Origin of the sequence: Kitasatospora sp. NPDC059827, from assembly GCF_042731675.1 — a bacterium.
Classification (GTDB): Bacteria; Actinomycetota; Actinomycetes; order Streptomycetales; family Streptomycetaceae; genus Kitasatospora.
In genome coordinates, this window is record NZ_JBHWIV010000064.1 from 22,191 (window position 1) to 47,962 (window position 25,772).

20 protein-coding genes, 1 tRNA gene and 1 pseudogene are annotated in these 25,772 nt (G+C 71.4%); 11 read left to right on the forward strand and 11 right to left on the reverse strand.

Annotation, left to right across the window (positions count from 1 at the left end):
* Nucleotides 1-58 precede the first annotated feature (58 nt).
* Entirely contained in the window at nucleotides 59-988 is a 930-nt protein-coding gene (locus ACFV8H_RS30480) for a LuxR family transcriptional regulator (protein ID WP_380406443.1), read from the forward strand.
* 89 nt (nucleotides 989-1,077) lie between these two features.
* Here the strand turns inward: ACFV8H_RS30480 and ACFV8H_RS30485 are convergent, their stop codons facing one another.
* The gene (locus tag ACFV8H_RS30485) at nucleotides 1,078-1,896 is read right to left on the reverse strand and encodes an ABC transporter permease (protein ID WP_380406446.1); all 819 of its coding nucleotides are present in this window, start codon (nucleotides 1,894-1,896) and stop codon (nucleotides 1,078-1,080) included.
* Complete coding sequence (locus ACFV8H_RS30490; protein WP_380406475.1) at nucleotides 1,893-2,972, reverse strand: ATP-binding cassette domain-containing protein; 1,080 nt, start codon at nucleotides 2,970-2,972, stop codon at nucleotides 1,893-1,895. The genes ACFV8H_RS30485 and ACFV8H_RS30490 overlap by 4 nt, the downstream gene beginning before the upstream one ends.
* Before the next feature lie 461 nt (nucleotides 2,973-3,433).
* Between ACFV8H_RS30490 and ACFV8H_RS30495 the strand changes: the two genes are divergently transcribed.
* Together ACFV8H_RS30495 and sbnB are read left to right on the forward strand one after the other, a co-directional pair.
* Nucleotides 3,434-5,665 (forward strand): MMPL family transporter, encoded by a 2,232-nt coding sequence (locus ACFV8H_RS30495; RefSeq protein ID WP_380406449.1) that lies wholly within the window; start codon nucleotides 3,434-3,436, stop codon nucleotides 5,663-5,665.
* 72 nt (nucleotides 5,666-5,737) lie between these two features.
* Entirely contained in the window at nucleotides 5,738-6,745 is a 1,008-nt protein-coding gene (gene sbnB / locus ACFV8H_RS30500) for a 2,3-diaminopropionate biosynthesis protein SbnB (protein WP_375896278.1), read from the forward strand.
* Between the two features lie 120 nt (nucleotides 6,746-6,865).
* On the opposite strand, the gene metG is transcribed toward sbnB, so the two are convergent.
* The 3 genes from metG to ACFV8H_RS30515 form a co-directional block, all read right to left on the reverse strand.
* Complete coding sequence (metG, locus tag ACFV8H_RS30505) at nucleotides 6,866-8,587, reverse strand: methionine--tRNA ligase (protein WP_380406451.1); 1,722 nt, start codon at nucleotides 8,585-8,587, stop codon at nucleotides 6,866-6,868.
* A 133-nt stretch (nucleotides 8,588-8,720) separates the two neighbouring features.
* Nucleotides 8,721-8,921 (reverse strand): DUF397 domain-containing protein, encoded by a 201-nt coding sequence (locus tag ACFV8H_RS30510; RefSeq protein WP_375896283.1) that lies wholly within the window; start codon nucleotides 8,919-8,921, stop codon nucleotides 8,721-8,723.
* Entirely contained in the window at nucleotides 8,918-9,766 is an 849-nt protein-coding gene (locus ACFV8H_RS30515; protein ID WP_380406454.1) for a helix-turn-helix domain-containing protein, read from the reverse strand. Before ACFV8H_RS30515 ends, ACFV8H_RS30510 begins: the two co-directional genes overlap by 4 nt.
* A 357-nt stretch (nucleotides 9,767-10,123) precedes the next feature.
* On the opposite strand from ACFV8H_RS30515, the gene ACFV8H_RS30520 reads away from it, so the two are divergent.
* Nucleotides 10,124-10,279, forward strand: a complete 156-nt coding sequence (locus ACFV8H_RS30520; RefSeq protein ID WP_375896289.1) for a hypothetical protein — start codon at nucleotides 10,124-10,126, stop codon at nucleotides 10,277-10,279.
* Between the two features lie 21 nt (nucleotides 10,280-10,300).
* Here ACFV8H_RS30520 and ACFV8H_RS30525 read toward each other — a convergent pair whose 3' ends face one another.
* Together ACFV8H_RS30525 and ACFV8H_RS30530 are read right to left on the reverse strand one after the other, a co-directional pair.
* Nucleotides 10,301-10,903: a GNAT family N-acetyltransferase gene (locus ACFV8H_RS30525; protein ID WP_380406457.1), complete on the reverse strand. Its 603-nt coding sequence runs from the start codon at nucleotides 10,901-10,903 to the stop codon at nucleotides 10,301-10,303.
* Nucleotides 10,904-11,028: 125 nt separating this feature from the next.
* Nucleotides 11,029-12,312, reverse strand: coding sequence for an adenylosuccinate synthase (locus ACFV8H_RS30530; RefSeq protein WP_375896292.1), 1,284 nt, complete (start codon nucleotides 12,310-12,312; stop codon nucleotides 11,029-11,031).
* A 126-nt stretch (nucleotides 12,313-12,438) separates the two neighbouring features.
* Here ACFV8H_RS30530 and ACFV8H_RS30535 point away from each other — a divergent pair, with 126 nt between their 5' ends.
* The 3 genes from ACFV8H_RS30535 to purM all read left to right on the forward strand — a co-directional run bounded on the left by ACFV8H_RS30535 (nucleotide 12,439) and on the right by purM (nucleotide 16,277).
* Nucleotides 12,439-13,284, forward strand: a complete 846-nt coding sequence (locus ACFV8H_RS30535; RefSeq protein ID WP_375896295.1) for a diacylglycerol kinase — start codon at nucleotides 12,439-12,441, stop codon at nucleotides 13,282-13,284.
* Between the two features lie 240 nt (nucleotides 13,285-13,524).
* Nucleotides 13,525-15,108 (forward strand): amidophosphoribosyltransferase, encoded by a 1,584-nt coding sequence (gene purF, locus ACFV8H_RS30540; protein WP_375896298.1) that lies wholly within the window; start codon nucleotides 13,525-13,527, stop codon nucleotides 15,106-15,108.
* Between the two features lie 83 nt (nucleotides 15,109-15,191).
* Complete coding sequence (gene purM, locus ACFV8H_RS30545; protein WP_380406461.1) at nucleotides 15,192-16,277, forward strand: phosphoribosylformylglycinamidine cyclo-ligase; 1,086 nt, start codon at nucleotides 15,192-15,194, stop codon at nucleotides 16,275-16,277.
* A 276-nt stretch (nucleotides 16,278-16,553) separates the two neighbouring features.
* On the opposite strand, the gene ACFV8H_RS30550 is transcribed toward purM, so the two are convergent.
* Entirely contained in the window at nucleotides 16,554-16,811 is a 258-nt protein-coding gene (locus ACFV8H_RS30550; RefSeq protein WP_375896303.1) for a DUF3073 domain-containing protein, read from the reverse strand.
* A 403-nt stretch (nucleotides 16,812-17,214) separates the two neighbouring features.
* Complete coding sequence (locus tag ACFV8H_RS30555; RefSeq protein ID WP_380406464.1) at nucleotides 17,215-18,372, reverse strand: Glu/Leu/Phe/Val dehydrogenase dimerization domain-containing protein; 1,158 nt, start codon at nucleotides 18,370-18,372, stop codon at nucleotides 17,215-17,217.
* A gap of 207 nt (nucleotides 18,373-18,579) precedes the next feature.
* On the opposite strand from ACFV8H_RS30555, the gene ACFV8H_RS30560 reads away from it, so the two are divergent.
* Both ACFV8H_RS30560 and bldC read left to right on the forward strand, forming a co-directional pair.
* On the forward strand, nucleotides 18,580-19,476 hold the full coding sequence (locus ACFV8H_RS30560) for a hypothetical protein (protein ID WP_380406467.1): 897 nt from the start codon (nucleotides 18,580-18,582) through the stop codon (nucleotides 19,474-19,476).
* 487 nt (nucleotides 19,477-19,963) lie between these two features.
* Nucleotides 19,964-20,170, forward strand: a complete 207-nt coding sequence (gene bldC, locus ACFV8H_RS30565; protein WP_014137253.1) for a developmental transcriptional regulator BldC — start codon at nucleotides 19,964-19,966, stop codon at nucleotides 20,168-20,170.
* A 347-nt stretch (nucleotides 20,171-20,517) separates the two neighbouring features.
* On the opposite strand, the gene ACFV8H_RS30570 is transcribed toward bldC, so the two are convergent.
* Together ACFV8H_RS30570 and hrpA are read right to left on the reverse strand one after the other, a co-directional pair.
* Nucleotides 20,518-20,591 (reverse strand) — tRNA-Asp (locus ACFV8H_RS30570).
* Nucleotides 20,592-20,723: 132 nt separating this feature from the next.
* The gene (gene hrpA, locus ACFV8H_RS30575) at nucleotides 20,724-24,704 is read right to left on the reverse strand and encodes an ATP-dependent RNA helicase HrpA (RefSeq protein ID WP_380406470.1); all 3,981 of its coding nucleotides are present in this window, start codon (nucleotides 24,702-24,704) and stop codon (nucleotides 20,724-20,726) included.
* Nucleotides 24,705-24,935: 231 nt separating this feature from the next.
* Between hrpA and ACFV8H_RS30580 the strand changes: the two genes are divergently transcribed.
* A complete protein-coding gene (locus tag ACFV8H_RS30580; protein ID WP_380406472.1) occupies nucleotides 24,936-25,457 on the forward strand; it encodes a SigE family RNA polymerase sigma factor in 522 nt (173 codons plus the stop codon).
* Nucleotides 25,454-25,772: pseudogene (locus ACFV8H_RS30585) on the forward strand (hypothetical protein); the annotation flags it as partial. The gene ACFV8H_RS30580 and the pseudogene ACFV8H_RS30585, both read left to right, overlap by 4 nt.

Sequence of the window (25,772 nt, forward strand, 5' to 3'; positions counted from 1 at the left end):
CGACGCCGAGGCCGTGTACCGGACGGTGCTGGCCAGGCCTGAACTCGGAATCCCAGGAGTGGCACAGGACCTCGACTGGCCCGAACAGCGGGTCCGGGACGCCCTGGACGGACTGGCCCGGCTCACCCTGATCAGGCACTCCGAGCTGGAGCCCGGACACCTCCTCCTGGTCAACCCCGAGGTCAGCCTGGCCATGCTGATCGGCCGCCAGGAGGTCGAACTCGCCGAGCGGCAGCGCCAGATAGCGCACAGCCGACTGGAGGCGGCCAAGCTGGTCGCCCAGTACGCCGAGAACCGCAAGGGCGAACGGGGGCTGGGAGTCGAGCAGTTGGAGGGCGTCGACCAGATCAGGCTCCGGCTGGAGGAGCTCTCGCACTCCTGCACCAGCGAGATCATGGGCTTCGCGACCGGCGGCGGACAGTCGCCGGCCGCCCGAAGAGCCGGCCAGGTCGCCGACCAGGAGGTCTTCGACCGGGGCGTGCAGATGCGCAGCATCTACCTGGAGAGCGCCGCCAACGACGGCGGCACCATCGCCCACCTGGAGTGGCTCACCGAGCGGGGCGCCCGGGTGCGGATAGCGCCGTCGCTGCCGATGCGCCTGGTGATCTTCGACCGCAAGGTCGCGGTCGTCCCGACCGATCCGGACGACACCAGCGTGGGGGCCCTGGTGCTGTCCGGTCCGGGACTGGTCTCCGCGCTCTGCGCGCTGTTCGAGTACGTCTGGGAGAACGCCGCCCCGTACGGGAAGGCCCCGGCCAAGGGGGCCGAGGGCCTCAACCCGCAGGCGATGGCCGTGCTCAGCCTGCTCGCCCAGGGCCACACCGACGAGGTGGTGGCCCGCAAGCTCGGCGTCTCGGTGCGCACCTCGCGCCGGATCACCGCGGAACTGATGGCCTGGCTCGGCGGCCGGAGCCGCTTCCAGGCCGGGGTGATCGCCGGTGAGCGCGGCCTGCTGCAGGGCGGCGCGCCGCCGCGCGAGGGCGACTGAGGGCAGCTGCCCGGCGGCGCGCGGACGCGGCCGGCCGGTTCGCACGGGACGACTGCCGTCCCGTCCGAACCGGCCGGCCGGGTGGTGCGTCAACGCGTCACCGCGGTGCGGTAGACCCGCAGGTTGACCGGGATCAGCACCGCGAGCAGGGCCGCCACCACGATCACCGCGAGCAGCACCGGGTGCCGGTCCGGCAGGCTGGTGCCGACCACCGACGGGGTGTTGCCCCACAGCTCGCGGCAGGCCGCGGCCACCAGGCTGACCGGGTTCCACTCGGCCACCGCGCGCAGCCAGGCGGGCAGCCCGGACAGCGGCATGAACGAGTTGGACAGGAACGACAGCACGACCAGGAACAGCGCCGAGATGCCGTTGATCGCCTCGGCGTTGCGCATCAGCATGCCGACCAGCGCGCCCAGCCAGAGCATCGCGTAGGCGAAGGCCAGCACCAGGACGAAGCCCAGGGCCGCCGAGCCGACGTCCTTGTGGATCCGCCAGCCGACGCCCAGGCCGGCCAGGGTGACGGCGAAGGTGGCGGCCGCGGCGGTCAGCAGGTCGGCCGCGGTGTGGCTGACCAGCACGGCGGAGCGGCCCATCGGCAGCGAGCGGAAGCGGTCGATCAGTCCGGTGCGCAGGTCGGTGGCCACGCCCAGCGCGGCGACGCCGACGCAGGTCAGGCCGACCTGGGCGAACACCCCGGCCATCACGTAGTCGTGGTACTCGCCGGAGCCGGTCACGGTCACCACGCTGGCGAACAGGTAGCCGAGCACGACCACCATGGTCACCGGGGTCAGGGTGATCGCGATGATCTTCTCCGGGGTGCGCCGCAGGTGCCGCAGATGGCGGCCGATCAGCGCGGCGGTGTCTCCGATGGCCGTGCCGAGGCCGGCCGAGGCGCCGATGTCGCTCACTGCTCGTCTCCCGTCCGTCCGGCGGCGGCCGCCACCGGTTCCCGTTCGCCCTGCTCGTCCTCTTCGCCCTGCCCGGCCCGCGGCTGCGGTGCGCCCGGGGCGAGCGCCGGTGTGCCCTCCTCGGGAGCCCGGCCGATCTGGGTGCCGCGCCCGGTCAGGTGGAAGAACACGTCGTCCAGCGAGGGACGACGCAGCGCGAAGTCCGTCACCGGCACCCGGGCCGTCTCCAGGGCGACCGCGGCGGCGGCGATGGTGCCGATGCCGTCGGCCAGTTGGACGGTGATCCGGCGCCCGGTGCGGTCCACCTCGGGCTGGGCGGCGGCCACCGGGGCGAGTACGGCCAGGGCCTGGGCGATGGCCGCGTCGGTGCCGACGCCCACCTCCAGCCACTCCTCGCCGACCTTGCGCTTGAGCTCGTCCGGGGTGCCCTCGGCGATCACCGTGCCGGTGTCGATGACCAGGATCCGGTCGGCCAGGAAGTCGGCCTCCTCCAGGTACTGGGTGGTGAGCAGCACGGTCACCCCCTGGGCGACCTGTTCGCGGACCATCTCCCAGAGCACCAGCCGGCTCGCCGGGTCCAGCCCGGTGGTCGGCTCGTCCAGGAACAGCACCTCGGGCCGGCCGATCAGCGCGGCGGCCAGGTCCAGTCGGCGGCGCATGCCGCCGGAGTAGGTCTGGGCCGGCTTCTCGGCGGCGTCCTCCAGCTCGAACCGGGCGAGCAGCTCGGCCGCCCGCTCCCGGGCGCCCCTGCGCCCCAGGTGCAGGAGCCGGCCCAGGAGTTCGAGGTTCTCGCGACCGGTGAGCAGCCCGTCGACGGCGGCGTACTGACCGGCCAGGCCGATCCGCCGGCGCACCTGGCGCTGCTGGCGCACGACGTCGAAGCCGGCCACCTCGGCCCGCCCCTGGTCCGGTTCGAGCAGGGTCGCGAGCAGTCGGACGGTGGTGGTCTTGCCGGCGCCGTTGGGGCCCAGCAGGCCGAGCACGGTGCCCGCCGCGACCTCGAGGTCCACGCCCCTGAGCGCGTGGTGATCGCCGTATCTCTTGCCGAGTCCGGTCGCCCTGATTGCGGTGTCCATCATTCATTCCCCCTTCCACGGAGGTCTGTGGATCGTTCGGAAAGTAGACGCCGGAGCACATTCCGGCGCGGAATCGTGAAATTCGGTGGAATCGTTCGGGTCGGCCCGCGGGCCCGGTCGGGTACTCGCGCACTCGACGACCGGTCGGTCGCTCGGGGCGGCCGGCCGACTTTCCCGAATCATCGGCCCGGCGTCACTCGAATGTGGTCCGCTCGAATGGTTGTCCCTCAACGGGGACCGACCGTAGCACCGGGGAAACGAGGCCGGTAAGGGGCTCCGGCCCGCCTCCGCTGGCAGCAGCTTGCCACCGCAGGATGCTGCAACTCCCAGGGGCTCCAAAGCCGTTCGCTAGGGCCTACGGTCATGGTTATTCCGCCGGCCCCCCTCAAGCCGGTCAGGACACATCCAACCCGTCTGTCGCCACCGCGGCTTGATCATTGCCGCCGATCGCAGGAGAGGTAATGGCACGTCAAAGCAATTTCGCGGCCCGGCTGGGCGAGTGGAGTGCCCAGCACCGCAAGACAGCCGTCTTCGGCTGGATCATCCTGGTCATCCTGGTCACCGTGCTCGGTGGCATGGTCGGGCAGAAGAGCCTGACCCAGGCCGACTACGGGACCGGGGAGTCCGGCAAGGCCGCCCAGATCCTCAAGGACGCCGGGATCAACGACCCGGTCAACGAGCTGATCCTGGTCCACAGCGACGCGCTGACCGCGGACTCCGCGGAGTTCCGCGGCGCCGTCCAGGCCACCGCCGACGCGGTCAACAAGACCGGTCTCGCGGAGAACCTGCGGGACCCGTACACCACCCAGGCCTTCTCGGCCGACAAGCACTCGGCGCTGATCATGTTCGCCGTCACCGGCGACCCGGACACCGCGGCCGACCGGATCGACCCGGTGATCACCGCCGTCCAGGACACCGCCAAGGCCCACCCCCAGGTGACCCTCGGCGAGTTCGGTGGCGCGACCGCCCTCAAGGGCATCAACGACAGCCTCGGCGACGACTTCACCCGCGCCGAACTGACCGCCCTGCCGGTCGCGTTGGGCATCCTGCTGGTGGTCTTCGGCGCCTTCGTGGCGGCCGTGCTGCCGGTGGCCCTGGCGGTCACCGCCTGCATCGGCGCGCTCGGGCTGCTCGCGCTGAGCAGCCAGGCGGTGCCGGTGGACGGCATGACCAACTCGGTGATGTTCCTGATGGGCCTCGCCGTCGGCGTCGACTACTGCCTGTTCTACCTGCGCCGCGAGCGCGAGGAGCGGGCGGCCGGCCGGGACAAGGCGACCGCGCTGCGGATCGCCGCCCACACCTCGGGCCACTCGGTGATGGTCTCCGGCCTCACCGTGATGGTCGCGATGGCCGGCATGTTCCTCTCCGGGCTGACCGTCTTCGAGGGCTTCGCGATGGCCACCATCGAGGTCGTCGCGGTCGCGGTGGTCGGTTCGATGACCGTGCTGCCGGCCCTGATGTCGATGCTCGGCGACAAGGTCGCGGCCGGCCGGATCCCGTGGATCAGCAAGCGCCGGCAGGCCGCCGCGGCGAGCCCGAAGCCCGCCAACGCGCTGCTGCGCGGCGTGCTGGCCCGCCCGGGGATCTTCGCCCTGCTGTCCGCCGCCGTGCTGCTGGTGCTGGCCCTGCCGGCGCTCGGCATGAAGACCGAGAAGCTCGGCATGGACAAGCTGCTGCCCTCGGACAACCCGCTGGTCTCGGTCTCGCAGCGGATCGACCGCGAGTTCCCGGGGTCGCCCTCGCCCGCCACCGTGGTGGTCAAGGCCGACTCCATCGACTCGCCGCAGGTCGCCAAGAGCATCGAGGACTTCAAGCAGGCCGCCCTGGCCTCCGGGAAGACCGGCAACCAGATCGACGTGCGGTACTGGAAGGACAAGAACATCGCCCAGATCAGCGTTCCGCTGGCGGGCAACGGCACCGACGCGACCTCCAAGGCGGCCCTGTCGGCGCTGCGCGGGCAGATCGTCCCGCAGACCCTCAAGACCGTTCCGGGCACCACCGCGCTGGTCGCCGGTGACCTCGCCTTCTCGGTCGACTACAACGACCAGCTGGACCGCAGCATCGTCCCGGTGTTCGGCTTCGTCATGGGCGTCACCTTCCTGCTGATGCTGTTCTGCTTCCGCTCGCTGACCATCTCGATCACCTCGATCCTGCTCAACCTGCTCTCGGTGGCGGCCGCGTACGGCGTGATGACCGCGGTGTTCCAGCACGGCTGGGGCGCCTCGCTGGTGGGCACCAAGGCGCCGGGGGCGATCGAGTCCTGGATGCCGCTGTTCGTCTTCGTGGTGCTCTTCGGCCTCTCGATGGACTACCACGTGTTCGTGGTCTCCCGGATCCGCGAGGCCTACCTCTCGGGCAGGTCCAGCCGGGAGGCGGTCGGCCTCGGCATCCGCAACACCGCCGGGGTGGTCACCAGCGCCGGTCTGATCATGGTCGCGGTGTTCGCGGTCTTCGGCACCCTGGGCATGCAGGACTTCAAGCAGCTCGGCATCGGCCTGGCGGTCGCGGTCCTGCTGGACGCCACCCTGGTCCGCGCGGTGCTGCTGCCCGCGGTGATGGCCCTGCTCGGCGACGCCAACTGGTACCTGCCGCGCTGGCTGGGCGGCGGCCGCACTACCCGCGCCGCGCACGCCGCCGGGGCGCACCCCGCCGCCGGCCAGCACGAGCCGGCCGGCACCGCCTACGTCGGCTGACCCGGCCCCGCCCGCCCCTTCGCACCGCCCGACCCCCGCCCGCACCGGGCGGACCCGACTGGAGCCACCACCGTGTTCGAGTTCAGAGTCATCGACGGCACCACCGCCCGCGAGCTCATCGCGGGAGCCCGCCCGCGGATCGTCCAGGAGGTCCGGGAGACCTACCTGACCCACGGCGCCGGCGAGTCCGTGAACCCCGACAGCTACTTCCTGCGGTTCCCGGCCAAGCCGGACGCCCGGATCATCGCCCTGCCGGCCTACCTCGGCGGCGGCGTCGGACTGGCCGGGATCAAGTGGATCAGCAGCTTCCCGGCCAACGTCGAGCGGGGCTTCCCGCGCGCCTCGGCCGCCCTGCTGCTGAACGACTACGAGACCGGCTACCCGTTCGCCGTCCTGGAGGCCTCGCAGATCAGCGCGGCCCGCACCGCGGCCTCCGCCGTGCTCGCCGCCGAGGTGCTCAGCGGCGGCCGTACGGCGGGCCGGCTGGCGGTGGTCGGCGCCGGCATCATCGCCCGCAACATCCTGGAGTTCTTCGGCGCCCAGCAGTGGGAGATCGACGAGCTGGTGGTGCACGACCGCAAGGCCGAGTACGCCCGGGCGCTGGTCGACCACGCCGACGCCGAACTCGGCTACCCGGCCCAGGTGGTGGAGGACCTGCACGAGGCGCTCAAGGGCGCCGACGTGGTGGTGCTGGCCACCACCGCGGGCGAGCCGTACATCCTCGACCCGGAGACCTTCGCCCCCGGGCAGCTGGTGCTCAACATCTCGCTGCGCGACCTCGCGCCGGAGATCATCGGCGGCGCGTACAACGTGCTCGACGACGTGGAGCACTGCATGAAGGCGAACACCTCTCCGCACCTGGCCGAACAGCTCTACGGCAACCGGGAGTTCGTCACCGGCACGCTGGCCCAGGTGATCGAGGGCGAGGTCGCCGTCGGCACCGACCGCCCGGTGGTCTTCTCGCCCTTCGGCCTCGGCGTGCTCGACCTGGCGGTCGGCGCGCTGGTGCACGACGAGGCGGTGGCGGCCGGCCGGGCGACCGAGATCCCCGGCTTCTTCGCGGAGACCACCCGCTGGTAGCCCCACCCCGGGCCCGCCCCACCGGGCCCGCCGACCCCGGGCCCGCCCCCCACGAAGGGCCCGGCACCACCGACGAGGGCCCCGACCGCCGTGACCGCGGTCGGGGCCCTCGTGGCGTGCTCAGGCCTGCGTGCCGCCGAAGCGCGCCGCCCAGGCCGCCAGGTCCTCGTCGGTGACCTTCGCGAACAGCACCGGCGGCACGGTGAACGGCGTCCCGGCCGGGACGAGGTCCAGCGCCCTGGCCGCGTCCCCGTCGATCCAGGTCCGGGTGTCCCCGGGCAGCGCGAAGGCGCCGCGCATCGCGGCCGCCGCGGTCGGGATGAACGGCTCGGACACCACCGCGTACAGGTGGATCAGGTTCATCGCCGTCCGCAGGGTCAGCGCCGCCGCCGCCGGGTCGGTCTTCACCTGGAGCCAGGGCGCCTTCTCGTCCAGGTAGGCGTTCCCGGCGCTCCACAGCGCGCGCAGCGCCTGCGCCGCCTTGCGGAAGTTGAGCGCCTCCAGCTGGGCCTCGTACTCGGCCAGCAGGCCGGCGGTCTGCTCGCCGAGCCGCTCCTCGGCCCCGCCCGGCGCGGCCCCGGCCGGGACTTCGTCGCCGAAGCGCTTGCGGCTGAACGAGAGCACCCGGTTCACGAAGTTGCCGAGGGTGTCGGCGAGGTCCTTGTTGACCACCGAGGCGAAGAGGTCCCAGGTGAAGCTGGAGTCGTCCGACTCGGGGGCGTGCGCCATCAGGAAGTAGCGCCAGTAGTCGGCGGGCAGCAGCTCCAGCGCGACGTCGGTGAAGATGCCGCGCTTCTGGCTGGTGGAGAACTTCCCGCCGTAGTACGTCAGCCAGTTGAAGGCCTTGACGTAGTCGACCTTCTTCCACGGGCGGCGCGAGCCGAGGATCGTCGCCGGGAACATCACGGTGTGGAACGGGACGTTGTCCTTGGCCATGAACTCGGTGTAGCGGACGGTGTCGTCGGCCTCGTACCACCAGGACTTCCAGTCCCGCCGCTGCCCGGCCGGGGCGGCGTCCGCCCACTCCTTGGTGGCGCCGATGTACTCGATCGGGGCGTCGAACCAGACGTAGAACACCTTGCCCTCGGCGGCCAGTTCGGGCCACACGTCGGCCGGTACCGGGACGCCCCACTCCAGGTCGCGGGTGATCGAGCGGTCCTGGAGGCCCTCGGTCAGCCACTTGCGGGCGATCGAGGAGGCCAGCACCGGCCAGTCGTCGCCGTGCGCGGCGATCCAGGCCTCGACCTCCTCGGTCAGCTTCGACTGGAGCAGGAACAGGTGCCTGGTCTCCCGGACCTCCAGGTCGGCGCTGCCGCTGATCGCCGAGCGCGGCTCCAGCAGGTCGGTCGGGTCCAGCACCCGGGTGCAGTTCTCGCACTGGTCGCCGCGCGCCTTGTCGTAGCCGCAGTGCGGGCAGGTGCCGACGATGTAGCGGTCCGGCAGGAAGCGGCCGTCGGCGTTGGAGTACACCTGGCGGATCGCGCGCTCCTCGACGAAGCCGTTGCGCTGGAGCTCGCGGGCGATCTCCTGGGTGATCTCCCGGTTCTGCGGCGAGGAGCTGCGGCCGAAGTGGTCGAAGGACAGCCCGAAGCCGTCGTACACCGCCCGCTGGGCGTCGTGCGCCCGGGCGCAGAACTCGGCGACCGGCAACCCGGCCTCCTGCGCGGCCAGTTCGGCGGGCGTGCCGTGCTCGTCGGTGGCGCAGATGTACAGCACCTCGTGGCCGCGTTGGCGCAGGTAGCGGGCGTGGACGTCCGCCGGGAGCATCGACCCGACCAGGTTGCCCAGGTGCTTGATCCCGTTGATGTACGGAAGGGCGCTGGTGATCAGGTGCCGAGCCATCCTCGGATGCTCCGATTTCTCCCGCACGCGCACCCCACCCGGAGTGCGGTGCCAGGCGCAGGGGTCCACTGTGGGCTGCCAAGCCTACCGTCGGCCGCCCCGCCGCCGGGCCCGCGACGGGGGCACCGCGGCCTCACGGACGGGTGAAGTCGGCGTACCGGTCGAACTCCCCGGCCTTGACCCCGCGGACGAACGCCGCCCACTTGCGCGGCGTGGTCCGCACGACCACCTCGGGCAGGTCCGACTCGCGGATCTCCACCTGCCCGGCGTAGGTTCTGACCTCCACGCAGTCGGTGCTCTCGCCGCTGGCCGACGCCTTGCGCCACGTACTCATGAGAAGTCTTTCAGTAAGGCCCGGATGAACTCCCGGGACTCCGCCGCCCCCAGCGCGATCGCCGCGGTCTTCTCCTTGATCCGTCGGTAGGACGACAATTCCGCCTCGGAGTGCACGAACTTCGGCCCGTGCACGAGCTCGATCTGGACGGTGTCCAGCTCCGGGACGGGCCCGCGCGCGAGATACGGGCTCTCCGAGGAGCCGGTGTACGTGGGCACGCTGAACGGGATCACCCGGATCTCCAGTCCGGGCCGCTCGGAATTCAGCAGCAGGCTGCACAACTGGTCGCGCAGCACGGCGGGGCCGCCGAACTGCATCCGCAGCGCGGATTCGTGCAGGATCGCGCTGTACGGCTTCGGGCGGTCGACGAAGATCTGCTGGCGCCGAATCCGGAATTCCTTCCGGACCTGCGCCTCCTGGCGGTGCTGGGCGGGGAGCCGCTCGAACACCGCGGCCGCGTAGTCCGGGGTCTGCAGCAGCCCGGGGATGAAGGTGCTGTTGAGGATGGAGAGCGACGCGGCGTGGTGCTCCATCTCGGCGATGTCGATGATCCCGCTGGGCATCCGGCCCCGGTAGCCGTCCCACCAGTACTTGCGGCGGTCCTGGGTCATGGCGAGCAGCGCGTCCAGGTACGGGCCGTCGGGGCAGCCGCAGGTGCGCGCCCAGGTCCGGAGCCGTTCGGCGCTGATGCCCGACTTCCCGTTCTCCATCTGGGAGATCTTGGGCAGGTCGGTGCCGATCGTGGCGGCCAGGCTCTTGGGCGTCACGCCCACGCGCTCGCGCATCTTGCGCAGCTCGATCCCCAGGCGCTGCTGGCGGACGGTCGGCGACAAGCGGGGTGGCATGACTCTCTTCTCCGGATCGCGGCTTCGGTCGATGCTTCCGGTGAAGTGTGACGTGCACACCGGGCCCTAGCTAGCGAATTGGGGGATACCCCACGATGGAGTGAACGTCCAGTCCCTCGGTAGCAACTCTGGCACCCTGACCCTATGGTCGTCCGTGTCACTCGCTGACTTGTTGTCCCCTAAACAGTCGCCAAGTCGCCTATCGGCCCTGCCAATCAGCCGTAAATACACCCAGATGCACGGTCAGGGCGTTCGGCATCACCGACCGGAGACAGCCGTGCCCCTTCCTCCCCCTCCCGGCCCCCCGCACCCGCGCCCCCACCGCCCCCACCGCCCCCAGCGCATTTCCGTACCCCGGTGAATGCCCTTCTGGTCGCCGGATTGTCCGCCCTCCTCCTCGCCGTCCTTTTCGTCGGCTGGCTGGTCTGGCTGGTCAACATGCAGCCCAGGGAACTCCGCGCGACAAAACGGGAGTTGATCCCCCGTCATTCCACCCGCGCCGAGCACGAATAGCCCCCGGCCCGGGGCCCGCCGTCAGCCGCGGGCGAGGCGGGCGGTCAGGCGGGCCTTGGCGGGGGGCCACTCGTCGGCGAGCATCGAGAAGTAGGCGCTGTCGCGCCAGGTGCCGGTGGGGCGGAGGCGGTGGCGGCGCAGGACGCCCTCGAACCGGGCGCCGAGGCGCAGGATGGCGTTGCGGGAGCGCTCGTTGAGGGCGTCCGTCTTCCAGTAGACGCGCCCGGTGCCGAGGTCCTCGAAGGCGTGGGTGAGCAGCAGCAGCTTGGCCTCGCTGTTGACCGCGGTGCGCCAGACGGAGCGGGCGTACAGGGTGCCGCCGATCTCGACCGACTCGTCGGCGGGGTTGATGTCGTGGTAGCCGGTGATGCCGACGGCGGTGCCGGCCGCGAGGTCGACGGCGGCGAACCAGACCGAGTCGCCCCGCTCGGCCCCGGCGATGCGGAGGTCGAGGATGCGGCCGAGCTCCTCCTCGGAGGCCGGCGGGAGGTCCATGGTCCAGCGCCAGACCTCGGGGTCGGAGCCGATGGCGGCCCAGAGGTCGGCGAGGTGGTGGCGCCCCAGCGGCTCCAGGCGGATGTGGCGGCCGGTGAGGGTGATGGCGGTGGGCGGCTTCGCGGTCATGCCCCCGAACGTAGCGCGCCTCTGCACTAGATGCAATGGATCTATGTACTAGTGCAATGAGTCGAGGGCAAAGCGGAGGGCCCCGCGGGACGGTGCGTCCCGCGGGGCCCTCCGGAGGAACGGGCTCAGATGAACGAGTTGATCTGGATCGTCTCGTCCCGGCCCGGGCCGACGCCGATGGCGGAGATCGGCGCGCCGGACATCTCCTCCAGCGCCTTCACGTAGGCCTGGGCGTTCTTCGGCAGCTCGGCGAAGGTCTTCGCCTTGCTGATGTCCTCGGTCCAGCCCGGCAGCGTCTCGTAGATCGGCTTGGCGTGGTGGAAGTCCGACTGGTTGTAGGGGAGTTCCTCGACCCGCCGGCCGTCGATCTCGTACGCGACGCAGACCGGGATCTGCTCCCAGCCGGTCAGCACGTCGAGCTTGGTGAGGAAGAAGTCGGTGAGGCCGTTGACCCGGGTCGCGTAGCGCGCGATGACGGCGTCGAACCAGCCGCAGCGGCGGTCGCGGCCGGTGGTGACACCGCGCTCGCCGCCGATCCGGCGCAGCGCCTCGCCGTCCTCGTCGAGCAGCTCGGTCGGGAACGGGCCGGAGCCGACGCGGGTGGTGTAGGCCTTGAGGATGCCGATGACCCGGTCGATCTTGGTGGGGCCGATGCCGGCGCCGGTGCAGGCGCCGCCCGCGGTCGGGTTCGACGAGGTCACGAAGGGGTACGTGCCGTGGTCGACGTCGAGCAGGGTGCCCTGGCCGCCCTCCAGCAGGACGACCTTGTTCGCCTTGAGCGCCTCGTCCAGGACGAGGGTGGTGTCGGCGAGGAAGGGCCGGATCTTGTCCGCGTAGCCCAGGTACTCCTCGACCACCAGGTCGGCCGGGATGGCGCGGCGGTTGTAGAGCTTGACCAGGATCTGGTTCTTGTCGTGCAGCGCCGCCTCGATCTTCTGGCGCAGGATCGACTCGTCGAACAGGTCCTGGACCCGGATGCCGACGCGGTTGATCTTGTCCGCGTAGGTCGGGCCGATGCCGCGGCCGGTGGTGCCGATCCGGCGCTTGCCGAGGAAGCGCTCGGTGACCTTGTCGATGGTCCGGTGGTACGGGGTGATCAGGTGGGCGTTGCCCGAGACCAGCAGCTTCGAGGTGTCGATGCCGCGCTCGTTCAGGCCGGCCAGCTCGGAGAGCAGCACGCCCGGGTCGATGACGACGCCGTTGCCGATGACCGGGGTCACGTTCGGGCTGAGGATGCCGGAGGGGAGCAGGTGCAGGGCGTACTTCTGGTCGCCGATGACCACCGTGTGACCGGCGTTGTTGCCGCCCTGGTAGCGGACGACGTAGTCGACGGAGCCGCCGAGGAGGTCGGTGGCCTTCCCCTTGCCCTCGTCCCCCCACTGAGCGCCAACGAGCACGAGTGCCGGCACAGGCGTACACCCCTTCCGGTTGGGGCATCCTGCGTAGGCCGCAGTCTGCCCCGAGATAGACGAAGCCCCTGGCGCAATGGCGCAAGGGGCTCTTGCACCGAGAGATTACCTGAGGAAGGACCGGTCGTGTCGTCCCTGTCCACGCCTGGAACCGGCGGTCCCGAGCCCCTTCTGCTGCTGCTCGACCCGGTGGCCCGGCGGACCGACGGGGAGTCGGTGCGGATCGCGAGGGACGTGCTCTGCGGGGGTGCGGACGTCAAGGTGGCCTATCCGGACAACCCGACCGAACTCGACCGGATGCTTTCGCACCGGGGTCGGCGGCGACCGGTGGTGATCGGTTCCGACCTCGCCCTGCAGCGGGTGCTCCAGGCCCTGCACCGCCAGCGTGAGCTGGGCGCGGATCCGGTGGGCATGGTTCCGGTCGGCCGCGCGGAGGAGCTGGCGGCGGCCCGCGCACTGGGTGTGCCGGAGGAGCCGGTGCGGGCCGCGCGGGCGGTGCTGTCGGGGTCGCCGCGCACCTTCGACCTGCTGGTGGACGACGGCGGCGGGGTGGCGCTCGGCGGGGTGCGGATCACCGGCGGCGGAGCGCCCCGCTCCGAGGGCCGTCCGGGTGGTTGGCGTTCGCTATGGGCGAAACTGGCTGCGGCCGAGCAGGCGAACGCACTCACCTCCGACGCGGTCGACCACAGCCCCCGGGTCCGGGTCGAGGCGGACGGCCGGCTGCTGGCCGACGTGCACCGCCCGGTCCGGCTGGTCGAGCTGACCCTCACCGGCGCCGGCGCGGACGGCGCCGGCGTGCTGGAGGTGGTGGTCCGTGCGCCCGGCGCGCTGGTGCGGGCGCGGGCGGCCAGCGTCTCGGTGGTCGGGCGCGGCTTCGGCTACGAGGCGGACGGCCATCCGGTCGGCCCGGTCCGGGCCCGGACCTGGACGGTGCACCCGGGCGCCTGGGGCCTGTTGCTGCCCGCCGCCTGACCTCCGGGTGAACCCCGGGTGAGCAGGCTCACGTTCGGAGCCGCCCGGCGGCCACCGCTGCGCACACGGAAGGCCCCAACAGGCGCGAACCGCAAGGCCAACCGCCGCCCGCCGGAATTCCCCCACCCGAATTCCCGGCTCCGTAAGGGGTTTTGTCTACGCGCGTTACTCCGCGATCTCCGCCCGGAGCGGACCTCCCGGGTACCGGAAGCCCTGGTCAACTGCCCTAGACTCGAAGGCGTGCCACGTGGTGACGGAAGACTCAACCACGATCTTCTTCCCGGTGAGAAAGGCCCCCAGGACGCTTGCGGCGTCTTCGGTGTCTGGGCTCCCGGCGAGGAGGTCGCCAAGCTCACGTTCTTCGGCCTTTACGCCCTGCAGCACCGCGGTCAGGAATCCGCGGGCATCGCAGTGAGCAATGGCTCCCAGATTCTCGTCTTCAAGGACATGGGACTCGTCTCCCAGGTCTTCGACGAGGCCTCCCTGGGGTCGTTGCACGGGCATATCGCCGTCGGACACGCCCGCTACTCGACCACCGGTTCCTCGGTCTGGGAGAACGCCCAGCCGACCTTCCGGGCGACCGTCCACGGTTCGCTGGCCCTCGGGCACAACGGAAACCTGGTGAACACCGCCGAACTGGCGGCCATGGTCGCCGAACTGCCCGGCGAGGAGCACGTCTCGCGCTCCGGCCGGACCGCCGCGACCAACGACACCGACCTGGTGACCGCCCTGCTGGCCGGCCACCCGGACCTCTCCATCGAGGAGACGGCCAAGGTCGTGCTGCCCAAGGTCAAGGGCGCCTTCTCGCTCGTCTTCATGGACGAGCACACCCTCTACGCCGCCCGCGACCCGCAGGGCATCCGCCCGCTGGTGCTCGGCCGGCTGGAGCGCGGCTGGGTGGTCGCCTCCGAGACGGCGGCGCTGGACATCTGCGGCGCCTCCTTCATCCGCGAGGTCGAGCCCGGCGAGCTCATCGCCATCGACGAGAACGGCATGCGCACCTCGCGCTTCGCCGAGGCCAAGCCCAAGGGCTGCGTCTTCGAGTACGTCTACCTGGCCCGCCCCGACACCTCCATCGCCGGCCGCAACGTGCACCTCTCCCGGGTGGAGATGGGCCGTCGGCTGGCCGTGGAGGCCCCGGTCGAGGCCGACCTGGTGATAGCGACGCCCGAGTCCGGCACCCCCGCCGCGATCGGCTACGCCGAGGCCAGCGGCATCCCGTACGGCTCCGGCCTGGTGAAGAACGCCTACGTGGGCCGCACCTTCATCCAGCCCAGCCAGACGATCCGCCAGCTCGGCATCCGGCTCAAGCTGAACCCGCTGCGCGAGGTCATCGCCGGCAAGCGCCTGGTGGTGGTGGACGACTCGATCGTCCGCGGCAACACCCAGCGCGCGCTGGTGAAGATGCTGCGCGAGGCGGGCGCCGCCGAGGTGCACATCCGGATCTCCTCGCCCCCGGTGAAGTGGCCCTGCTTCTTCGGCATCGACTTCGCCACCCGCGCGGAGCTGATCGCCAACGGCATGACCATCGAGGAGATCGGCCGCACCCTCGGCGCCGACTCGCTCTCGTACATCTCGATCGACGGCATGATCGAGGCCACCAAGCAGCCCAAGGACAAGCTCTGCCGGGCCTGCTTCGACGGCGAGTACCCGATGGAGCTGCCGGACCCGGCGCTGCTCGGCAAGCTCCTGCTGGAGGCCGAGATCAAGGGCGGCCAGCAGCAGCCGGCCGTCCGCGGCAAGCCGACCAGCGGCAGCGACCTGGACGGCGTCCAGTCGCTGCTCGGCGGGGCGGGCGCGGCCGACGCGCTGCGCCGCCCGTAGCGAATCCACGGTGGGGTCCCGCGAACCGGGGCCCCACCGCTGTTTCCGAACCACCCCCACCTGACCCGAAAGGGCCGCACGCAGTGACCAGCAACCAGAACGGCGCCACCTACGCCGCCGCCGGTGTCGACATCGAGGCGGGCGACCGCGCCGTCGAGCTCATGAAGCAGTGGGTGAAGAAGGCCAGCCGCCCCGAGGTGGTCGGCGGTCTCGGCGGCTTCGCCGGCCTCTTCGACGTGTCCGCCCTCAAGAACTACGAGCGGCCGCTGCTGGCCTCGGCCACCGACGGCGTGGGGACCAAGGTGGCCATCGCGGCCGCCATGGACAAGCACGACACCATCGGCCACGACCTGGTCGGCATGGTCGTGGACGACCTCGTGGTGTGCGGCGCCGAGCCGCTCTTCATGACCGACTACATCTGCGTCGGCAAGGTCGTCCCGGAGCGGGTCGCCTCGATCGTCAAGGGCATCGCCGAGGGCTGCGCGCTGGCTGGCTGCGCCCTGGTGGGCGGCGAGACCGCCGAGCACCCGGGCCTGCTCGGCCCGGACGAGTACGACGTCGCGGGCGCCGGCACCGGCGTGGTCGAGGCCGACGCGCTGCTGGGCGCCGAGCGGGTCCGGGCCGGCGACGTGGTGATCGCGATGGCCGCCTCCGGCCTGCACTCCAACGGCTACTCGCTGGTCCGCCACGTGCTGCTGAACGAGGCCGGCTGGAAGCTGGACCGCAAGGTCGAGGAGTTCGGCCGCACCCTCGGCGAGGAGCTGCTGGAGCCGACCCGGATCTACTCGCTGGACTGCCTGGCGCTCACCCGCGCCACCGAGGTGCACGCCTTCTCGCACGTCACCGGCGGCGGCCTGGCGGCCAACCTGGCCCGGGTGATCCCGGAGGGCCTGCACGCCCGCCTGGACCGCGGCACCTGGACCCCGCTGCCGGTCTTCCGGACCGTCGCCGAGGTCGGCAGGGTGGCCACCCTGGAGATCGAGAAGACGCTCAACATGGGCGTCGGCATGGTCGCCGTCGTCCCGCCGCACTCGGTGGACGTGGTGCTGTCGATCCTGGAGGACCGGGGCGTCGAGGCCTGGCTGCTCGGTGACGTGGTCGACCGCACGGACGAGCACGAGGCCGGCGCGGCGCTGTACAACGCCTACGAGGGCTTCACGACGGCCTGACGGCCGGTCGGACGCGCAGAGGGCCCCTCCGGTGCACCGGAGGGGCCCTCTCGCACGTAGCGGTGCCCCCGGTCGCCCAGGGCCCATCCGCCCCGAGCCGAAGGGGCGCGCCGGTGCCGAAAGGGAGAAGCGAGGGAGCGACGCAGGAGCGAGGGAGCGCCGACCGTCGGCACCGGGTCGGAGCGCCCCGGAGGCGAGCGGGCGAGTAGCAGCACAGCAACGCCGAAGACCGGTCCGGCGCCCGGGGGCGTCAGGACCGGTCAGGCGAAGCTGCGGTTACGAGCGGCGGGAGGCCTGCGACGGCCCGGTGCCCGGCTCGCTGTCGTCCTCGTCGTCGAGGTCGGCGTAGCGGGCGGCGTACTCCGCGTACGGGTCGTCGTCCTCCACCTCCTCGATCGGCTCAGGGTCGATCGGAGCGGTGGACGGCGATGCGCCCAGCTCGTTGGACAGACGGTTAGCATCGAACCCGCCGCTGTTGTACTTCAGCTCGCGGGCGACCTTCGTCTGCTTGGCCTTGGCCCGGCCGCGCCCCATGGGTCGACCCCCTCAACGATGGGGCTCACGGCCCCGAGTCTGACACGTGTTCATGATCAGGACCGGCCTGCCCGAATGGGAGGACCGTCCCTTGGAGCATTAACGGTACCTGTTTCCGCCGCTGGACGGTACGTCGTGGTTGTGACGTGGCGCGCACTGACCGCACCCGAGACCAGGTCTTCCCAGGTCAGGGGAGGTTTTGCGGCGATTTGCACGCTGTCCAGAGGTGTCTCGGGTCCGTCGTTCCAGGACTGATTATCCCCCCTACGGGGGCGTTGGATCACCTGATCGGACGCAGAAGTGAGAATCCGGTTCCACATCGTGATGCGCGGGGGGCCGAAGGTGACGGCCCCCCGCGCGTCAGGCGCCCGGGAGGGGTCCGGAGCCGGACCGGCCCGCCGGATCAGCCGCGGCGCGAGCCCGGCAGCAGGACCGTGCGCAGCGCGCTGATCTCGCGCATCCGCTTCTCGGCCAGGCGGTCCGCGGCGACGGCCGGCGGGATGCCGTCGGAGGCGGCCCGGGTGAAGATCTCCAGGGTGGTGTCGAAGATCTTGGTGGCCTTGTTCTTGGCCCGCTCGAAGTTGAAGCCGTCGATCTCGTCGGCGACCTGGATCACGCCGCCGGAGTTCACCAGGTAGTCGGGGGCGTAGAGGATGCCGCGGTCGGCCAGGTCCTTCTCGACGCCCGGGTGGGACAGCTGGTTGTTGGCCGCGCCGCAGACGATCGAGGTGCCGAACCCGCCGAGCGCGGCGACCACGTCGTCGGTCAGCGCGCCGCCGAGGGCGCACGGGGCGTAGACGTCCAGCTCGGCCTGGAGCAGGGCGGCGGTGTCGGCGACCACCTCCACCTCCGGGTGGGCGGCGCGCACCCGGTTGACGGCCGCCTCGAACGGGTCGGTGACGACGACGGTGGCGCCGTCCGCGACCAGGTGGCCGACCAGGTAGTGGCCGACCTTGCCGACGCCCGCGACGCCGACCCGCTTGCCGCGCAGGGTCGGCTGGCCCCAGCGGGCCTGGGCGCTGGCGCGCATGCCCTGGAAGACGCCGAAGGCGGTCAGGATGGAGGAGTCGCCGGCGCCGCCGTGCTCGGGCGAGCGGCCGGTCACGAACTCGGTCTCGCGCGCGATGACGTCCATGTCCTGGACGTAGGTGCCCACGTCGCAGGCGGTGATGTAGCGGCCGCGCAGCGACTCGACGAAGCGGCCGTAGGCGCGGAGCATCGCCTCGTTCTTGTCCTTGTTCGGGTCGCCGATGATGACGGCCTTGCCGCCGCCGAGGTCGAGCCCGGCCAGCGCGTTCTTGTAGGACATGCCGCGGGACAGGTTCAGCGCGTCCTCCAGGGCCGCCTCCTCGGAGGCGTACGGGAAGAAGCGGGTGCCGCCGAGGGCGGGGCCGAGCGCGGTGGAGTGGATGGCGATGATCGCCTTGAGGCCGGAGCTGCGGTCGTGGCAGAGGACGACCTGCTCGTGGCCGTCGCCGGGGGCGCCGTCCTGCTCGGTCCGGAAGATCCTGCTGAGCACACCGGGTGCGGGGTGCGTGGCGGGGGTCTGTACGTCGGTCACTGTGGTGACTCCAGTATCGAGGGCCCGCTGCTGTGGTGCGGGCGTCTGGGGCGAAAGCGTAGTCGCGCGCGCGGGCCCGACCGGCCCTCTTGTCCGAGCTTGTGCCCATTGTCCGAGGAGTGAGACGCGAGGGGGCCGGAGTCCGGGCGCGAACGGTTCGGGGTCGCGCCCTCCCGGGGCCGGGCGGCGCGTGCGACCATGCAGGACGTGACCGTCGTGCGCACCTCCGTACTGCCGCCCTACGCGGCCCACCTGCGGGTCTACGAGCCGCTGGCGGCCTATCCGGAGCCCGAGCGGGCGCACTGGCAGGCCTACGCCGCGGAGCACGGGCCGGACGCCGCCGCGGCGGAGCAGTCGGTCGCGGCGGCGGTGCTGGAGGAGCAGCGGGCCGCCCTGGTGGAGCTGGCCGCCCGCACGCCCCGGGCGCTGCCGGAGCAGGAGAGCAGCCGGGCGTACCTGCGGACCGTGGACGGCGTACTGTACGTGTGCCCGTGGGCGACCAGGCTGCGCAGTTGGCAGGCGCTGGAGGAGCTGCGGGCGGGGGCCCCGGTGGCGCTGGTGGACACCGCGGTGCCGCCGGTGACCCGGGCGGCCGCCGAGGCGGACCGGGAGCGCTGGCTGGCCGGGCACCCGGACGCCCGGCCGTGGATCCTCACCAGCCGGTGGGAGGTCCCGGTGCGCTGGTTCCTGCCGTTCGGGGACGAGGACCGGTGCTTCGTTCCGGGGGGAGCGGGCACGGAGGAGGGGGAGCGGGGGAGGCCGGCGGCGCTGTTCTACCTGGTGCCGATGGCCCAGGCGCGGCGCCGGGTGGCGCGGGCCTACCGGGCGCTGCGCGAGGCGGTGCCGGACGGGGAGCTGGTGCGCGGGGCGGAGCGGGTCGGGCGGTGGCTGGAGGAGTTCCACCCGCGCTCGCTGGTGGAGCTGGACTACGGGGGGCTGGTGCATCTGCTGGGGCCGGAGCGGTTGTTGGCGGACCGTTCGGCGGGGGAGCTGGAGGACGGGCTGCGCGCGCTGCGGGCGGGGGACACCGCGGAGGCGCTGCGGGCGTACGGGGAGCTGACGGGGCGGTGGCAGCGGGTGCTGGCGCTGCGGCACGCGAACTGACGTCGGACCTCCCGTGTATGACTGTCAGAGGTCTTTGGTCCACAACGGCGCCGACCAAGGTCCCGGTTCGGGTCAATAGCTGTCGAACGTGACACTACTCACCGTTGACGCGAACTAACCCCTATGTGCAAAAATGGGACAACCAGCCCAACTTCACGTGAGCGTGCCCACTTTTGGGTGGTTCTGGAGTCGATGCGTGCTTTGCGGGGAAACGGAGGGTCTGGTCCCCTCGTAACCGGACGTCACGGCCGTGTGACTGTCCGTTATGGGGTGGTCCATCGCCATCCGTCGGCCTTGAACCCGTGAGGGGTCAATTTTGGCGGTTTGGTCGATAGGGCTGGACGGATGGTGTAGTTGTAGACACCAGGACAAGCCGTTCGTCCTATAACCGACTCGGCCCGTCTATGCCATTTCGGGCATCGCGGGCCAAGGTGCAGAATTTGAAGGATAGAACCGCCCTGGTTCGGTTCTCCCGAGGAGGCCGCTCATGACCGCTCGTACCCCTGATGCTGAGCCGCTGCTGACGCCGGCAGAGGTTGCCACCATGTTCCGCGTGGACCCGAAGACGGTCACCCGCTGGGCCAAGGCCGGCAAGCTCACGTCGATCCGCACGCTCGGCGGTCACCGCCGCTACCGTGAGGCGGAGGTGCGCGCTCTGCTGGCGGGGATTCCCGCTCAGCGCACTGAGGCCTGATAGGCCAAAGGCTCTTTCGAAGGGGCCGCTTACCGGACTCCGCCGGGTCCGGTAAGCGGCCCCTTTGTCATACCCGGCGACGGCCCCCAACGGTCGGAATGCTGAACTCCGGATAACGATTCGGTGCGCATGGTGCGGGGGGGATTTACAGTGAATAACAGTGCAATTTTACATATTAAATTAGTGGAGTCCGGAACGGGTCGTTTCGGGGGCGGTTTCACGGGGGTGCGAGTGACGACCGTCACGCGTTCAACCACTTGTGGTCCGGATCCGGTGCGGAGTAGGGGCCGTACGGCCAAACGCGAGAGGCCCGGAACCTTGACGATTCCGGGCCTCTCGCACTGCGGCGATCCTGACGGGACTTGAACCCGCGACCTCCACCTTGACAGGGTGGCGAGCTAACCAACTGCTCCACAGGACCAGAGTGTTCTGATCTCGTTCACCCGCTTGCCGCGCTGCGAACAAGACAGACTGTAGCCCATGGTGGGCCCCCAGGTCGAACTGGCTCCTGAGGGCCCCACGGCGCACCCGCAGCTCAGCGGTGCCGCCCGGGTCACAGCGTGGCCCGGGCCGCCTCCATCGCCTTGGTGATCCGCTTCTCCGAGACCGGGCTCGGCGTGCCCAGCCCCTGGGCGAAGAAGCTGACCCGCAGCTCCTCGATCATCCAGCGGATCGCCAGCACCTCCGCGGAGGGCTGCTGCCCGGCCGGTACGGCGGCCAGCAGCTCCCCGTACGCCTGCTGCACCTGCTGGACCTTCAGCAGCTGCTGGGCGTCCCGCTGCGGGTGGTTGGGCAGCGCCTCCAGCCGGCGGTCCACCGCCAGCAGGTAGCGCTTGAGGTCGGGCAGCCGCTGCCAGCCGGTGGCGGTCACGAAGCCCGGGTGCACCAGCGAGGCCAGGTGCAGCCGGACGTCGTTCACCGCGTTCAGCAGCACCGGGCTGCTCACCGACTTCAACCGGGTCGAGGCCTTGTGGAAGGCGATCAGCGCGGTCGCCGTCTTGAGCGTGGTGTCCGCGGACAGGTCGTACAGGTCCGTCCGCACCTTGTCGTGCAGCTTGCCGAAGGCCGCCTCGTCCCAGGCCGGGCCGCCGGCCAGGGTCATCAGCCGGTCCGTCGCGGCGGCGACGACGTCCTCGAACAGGGCCGCGATCGAGCCGTGCGGGCTGTGCGAGAGCGCCAGCTTCGCCTGGTTGCCCAGCCGGCCCTGGATCGACTTGGCCGGGGAGGTGGTGGTCAGCATCAGCAGCCGGCGGGTGCCCTCCCACATCGCCTGCGCCTGCGCCTGCGGGGTGTCGAACAGCTTCACGCCGACCGTGGCGCCCTCGTCCACCAGCGCCGGGTAGGCGCGCAGCGAGTGGCCGCGGGAGCGCTGCTCGAAGGTGCGCTGGAGCACCGGCAGCCCGGCCGGCCAGGCGGTCAGCCCGCTCTGCTCGATGCCCTGCCCGGAGGCGGCCGAGGAGAGCGTCTCCTTGAGCTTGGGCTTGAGCCTCAGCCGCAGCTCCTCCAGGTCCTTGGACTCGGCGAGCCGGCGCTTCCCGTCCACCACCCGGAAGGTCACCTTGAGGTGCTCCGGGACCCGTTCGTCGTCCCAGGCCTCCGGGGGCACCGTGACGGCCGTCAGGCGCTTGAGGGCGTGCTCCAGGGACGGCAGCAGCGGCTCCTGGCGGTCCTTCACCGCGCGCAGCGCCGCCCGGGCGAAGTCCGGGGCCGGCACGAAGTTGCGCCGGATCGCCTTCGGCAGCGACTTGATGTACGCGGTGACCAGCTCCTCCCGCAGACCGGGGATCTGCCAGTCGAAGCCCTCCGCGGTGACCTGGTTGAGCACCGGCAGCGGGATGTGGACGGTCACGCCGTCCGCGTCGCTGCCCGGCTCGAACTGGTAGGTCAGCTGGAAGCGCAGCTTGCCCTGCTGCCAGTGGTCCGGGTAGTCGGCCTCGGTGACGCCGTCCGCGGCGTCGTTGATCAGCATCGACTTCTCGAAGTTCAGCAGGTCCGGCTGCTCGTGCCGGGCCTTCTTCCACCAGGAGTCGAAGTGCCGGGTGGAGACGACCTCCTCGGGCAGCCGGGCGTCGTAGAAGTCGAACAGGGTCTGGTCGTCCACCATGATGTCCCGGCGGCGGGCCCGGTTCTCCAGCTCCTCGACCTCGCCGAGCAGCTTGCGGTTCTCGGCGAAGAACTTGTGATGGGTCTCCCAGTCGCCCTCGACCAGCGCGTTGCGGATGAACAGCTCGCGACAGAGCTCCGGGTCGATCCGGCCGTAGTTGATCTTCCGCTGGGCGACGATCGGCACCCCGTAGAGGGTCACCTTCTCGTAGGCCAGCACGGCACCGGACTTCTTCTCCCAGTGCGGTTCGCTGTAGCTGCGCTTGATCAGGTGCCCGGCCAGCGGCTCGACCCACTCGGGCTCGATCTTCGCGTTGATCCGGGCCCACAGCCGGGAGGTCTCCACCAGCTCGGCCGACATCAGCCAGCGCGGCGGCTTCTTGAACAGGCCGGAGCCCGGGAAGACCGCGAAACGGGCGCCGCGGGCGCCGCCGTACTCGCGCTTCTCCACGTCGAACAGGCCGATGTGGGAGAGCAGTCCGGCCAGCAGCGACTGGTGGATCCGGTCCGCGTCCGGCTCGGCGTCGGGGTGCGGCTCCTCGATCGTCACGCCCAACTGCTTCGCCACGGTGCGCAGCTGGGTGTAGACGTCCTGCCACTCCCGTATCCGCAGGTAGTTGAGGAACTCGGACTTGCACATCCGGCGGAAGGCCGAGGAGGAGAGCTCCTTCTGCTGCTCCCGGACGTAGCGCCACATCGCCAGGTAGGACAGGAAGTCGGAGGTCTCCGAGGTGAACCGGCGGTGCCGCTCGTCGGCGGCCTGGCGCTTCTCGGCCGGGCGCTCGCGCGGGTCCTGGATGGACAGCGCGGCGGCGATCACCATGACGTCCCGGACGCAGCCGTTCCGGTCCGCCTCCAGCACCATGCGGGCCATCCGCGGGTCGACCGGGAGCTGGGCCAGCTTGCGGCCGAGCGCGGTCAGCCGCTTGCGCGGGTCCTTCTCCTCCGGGTCCAGCGCGCCCAGTTCGTGCAGCAGGTGGACGCCGTCCTTGATGTTGCGCGAGTCCGGCGGGTCCAGGAACGGGAAGGCGGAGATGTCGCCCAGGCCCGCCGCGGTCATCTGCAGGATCACCGAGGCCAGGTTGGTGCGCAGGATCTCGGCGTCGGTGAACTCCGGGCGGGAGAGGAAGTCCTCCTCCGAGTAGAGCCGGATGCAGATGCCGTCCGAGGTGCGGCCGCAGCGGCCCTTGCGCTGGTTGGCGCTGGCCTGGCTGATCGCCTCGATCGGCAGCCGCTGCACCTTGGTGCGGTGGCTGTAGCGGGAGATCCGGGCGTTGCCCGGGTCGATCACGTACTTGATGCCGGGGACGGTCAGCGAGGTCTCGGCCACGTTGGTGGCGAGCACGATCCGGCGGCTGTTGGAGCGCTGGAACACCCGGTGCTGCTCGGCCGAACTGAGCCGGGCGTACAGCGGGAGGATCTCGGTGCCGCGCAGTTTCAGCTTGGTGAGGGCGTCGGCGGTGTCGCGGATCTCGCGCTCGCCGGAGAGGAAGACCAGGATGTCGCCCGGGCCCTCGTCCTGGAGCTCCTGGGCGGCCTCGCAGATCGCCTGGATCTGGTCGCGGTCGCGGTCCGCCTCGTCGGCCTCGTCGTCGCCGTCGTCCAGGACGGGGCGGTAGCGGACCTCGACCGGGTAGGTGCGGCCGGACACCTCGATCACCGGGGCGTCGCCGAAGTGCCGGGCGAAGCGCTCCGGGTCGATGGTCGCGGAGGTGATCACGACCTTGAGGTCGGGGCGGCGGGGGAGCAGCTGCTTGAGGTAGCCGAGCAGGAAGTCGATGTTGAGGCTGCGTTCGTGCGCCTCGTCGATGATCAGGGTGTCGTACTGGCGCAGGTCCCGGTCGGTCTGGATCTCCGCCAGCAGGATGCCGTCCGTCATCAGCTTGACCAGGGTGTCCCGGCCGACCTGGTCGGTGAACCGGACCTTCCAGCCGACCGCCTCGCCGAGCGGGGTGTCCAGCTCCTCCGCGACGCGCTCCGCCACCGTGCGGGCGGCGATCCGGCGCGGCTGGGTGTGGCCGACCAGACCGCGGACGCCGCGGCCCAGCTCCAGGCAGATCTTCGGGATCTGGGTGGTCTTGCCGGAACCGGTCTCACCGGCGACGATCACCACCTGGTGGTCCCGGATCGCCGCCAGGATGTCGTCCTTCTTCTGGCTGACCGGGAGCTCGGCGGGATAGGTGATCTTCGGTACGGCGGCCCGGCGCTGCTCGACCAGCAGCTCGGCGCGGTCGATCTCGGCGGCGATCTCGGCGGCGACCTGCTGACGGGCCTCCGGCTTGCGGACCCGGCGGGCCCCCTCCAGCCGGCGCCCGATCCGCACCTCGTCGCGAAGGGTCAGCTCGGGCAGGCGGGCGGCCAGCTCACCGATTCCGGGACCCTCGGCGGGAACGGAGGCGGACTGGACTGCGGGAGAACTCACTGCGGGCATCCCTCTAGGTTCGCAAGGAGGCACGGCGGAGCGCACCTCGGTTTTCGAGCCCCTCCAGTGTCACAGCCGCCGGTGCCCAATCGCGAACGCCGGGCGCCCCGGTCGCGCGGGCCGCGCGGAACGCGTCCGGCGGGCCGGGCGGAACGCGTTCGGCGGGCCGGGCGGAACGGATCCGGCGGGCCGGGCAACGATCCACGGCGGTTCCGGACTCTGGAGGGGGAGGAGGTGCTCATGGGAGCCCACGAGACCGCACGGGACGAGGAGTTCCGGGCGTTCACCGGCAGTGCGTGGTCACGGCTGCTGCGGACGGCCTACCTGCTGGCGGGGGACCGGCACGGCGCCGAGGACCTGGTCCAGCAGGCGCTGGAACGGGCCTACGTGCACTGGAACAAGGTCCGGGCGGCCGACGACCCGAACGCCTACGTGCGCCGCATCCTGATCAACGAGCACGCCCGGCGGTACCGGCGCAGACCGGCCGAGTACCTGGTCGAGGCCTTCCCCGACCGGCCCGCCCCGGCCGGCCCCGACCCGGACGACCGGGCCGTGCTGCTCGGCGCCCTCGCCGCCCTGCCGCCGCGCCAGCGGGAGGCCGTCGTCCTGCGGTACTGGGAGGACCTCAGCGAGTCCCAGACCGCGGCCGCGATGAACTGCTCGGTCGGCACGGTGAAGAGCCAGGCCGCCCGGGGGCTGGCCAAACTGCGGGAGTCCTCCTCACTCAACGGACTGGCCAGCATCGGAGGTAGCAGCAGATGAGCACGGAGTCCATGCCCGGGGACGAGGACGTGGAGGCGGCCGAGGCCGTGGTCTCGTGGGAGCTGGGCGAGCTGGCCGACAGCGTCGAGGCCGGGCCGGTGCCGTACGACCGGCTGCTGGCCGGCGGGCGGCGGCGGCTGCGGCGGCGCCGGCTGCTGACCGGGGCGGCGGTCGCCGGGCTGGTCGTCGCGGTCGGCGGGGCGGGGACGCTGATCGGCGGCCCGGGCACGGTGTTCGGCGGGTACGGGCGGGGCGCCGGCAGCGCCTCGGTGGCGGCGGTCCCGCCGGCGGCCGTCTCCCCGGCGGCTCCGGGTG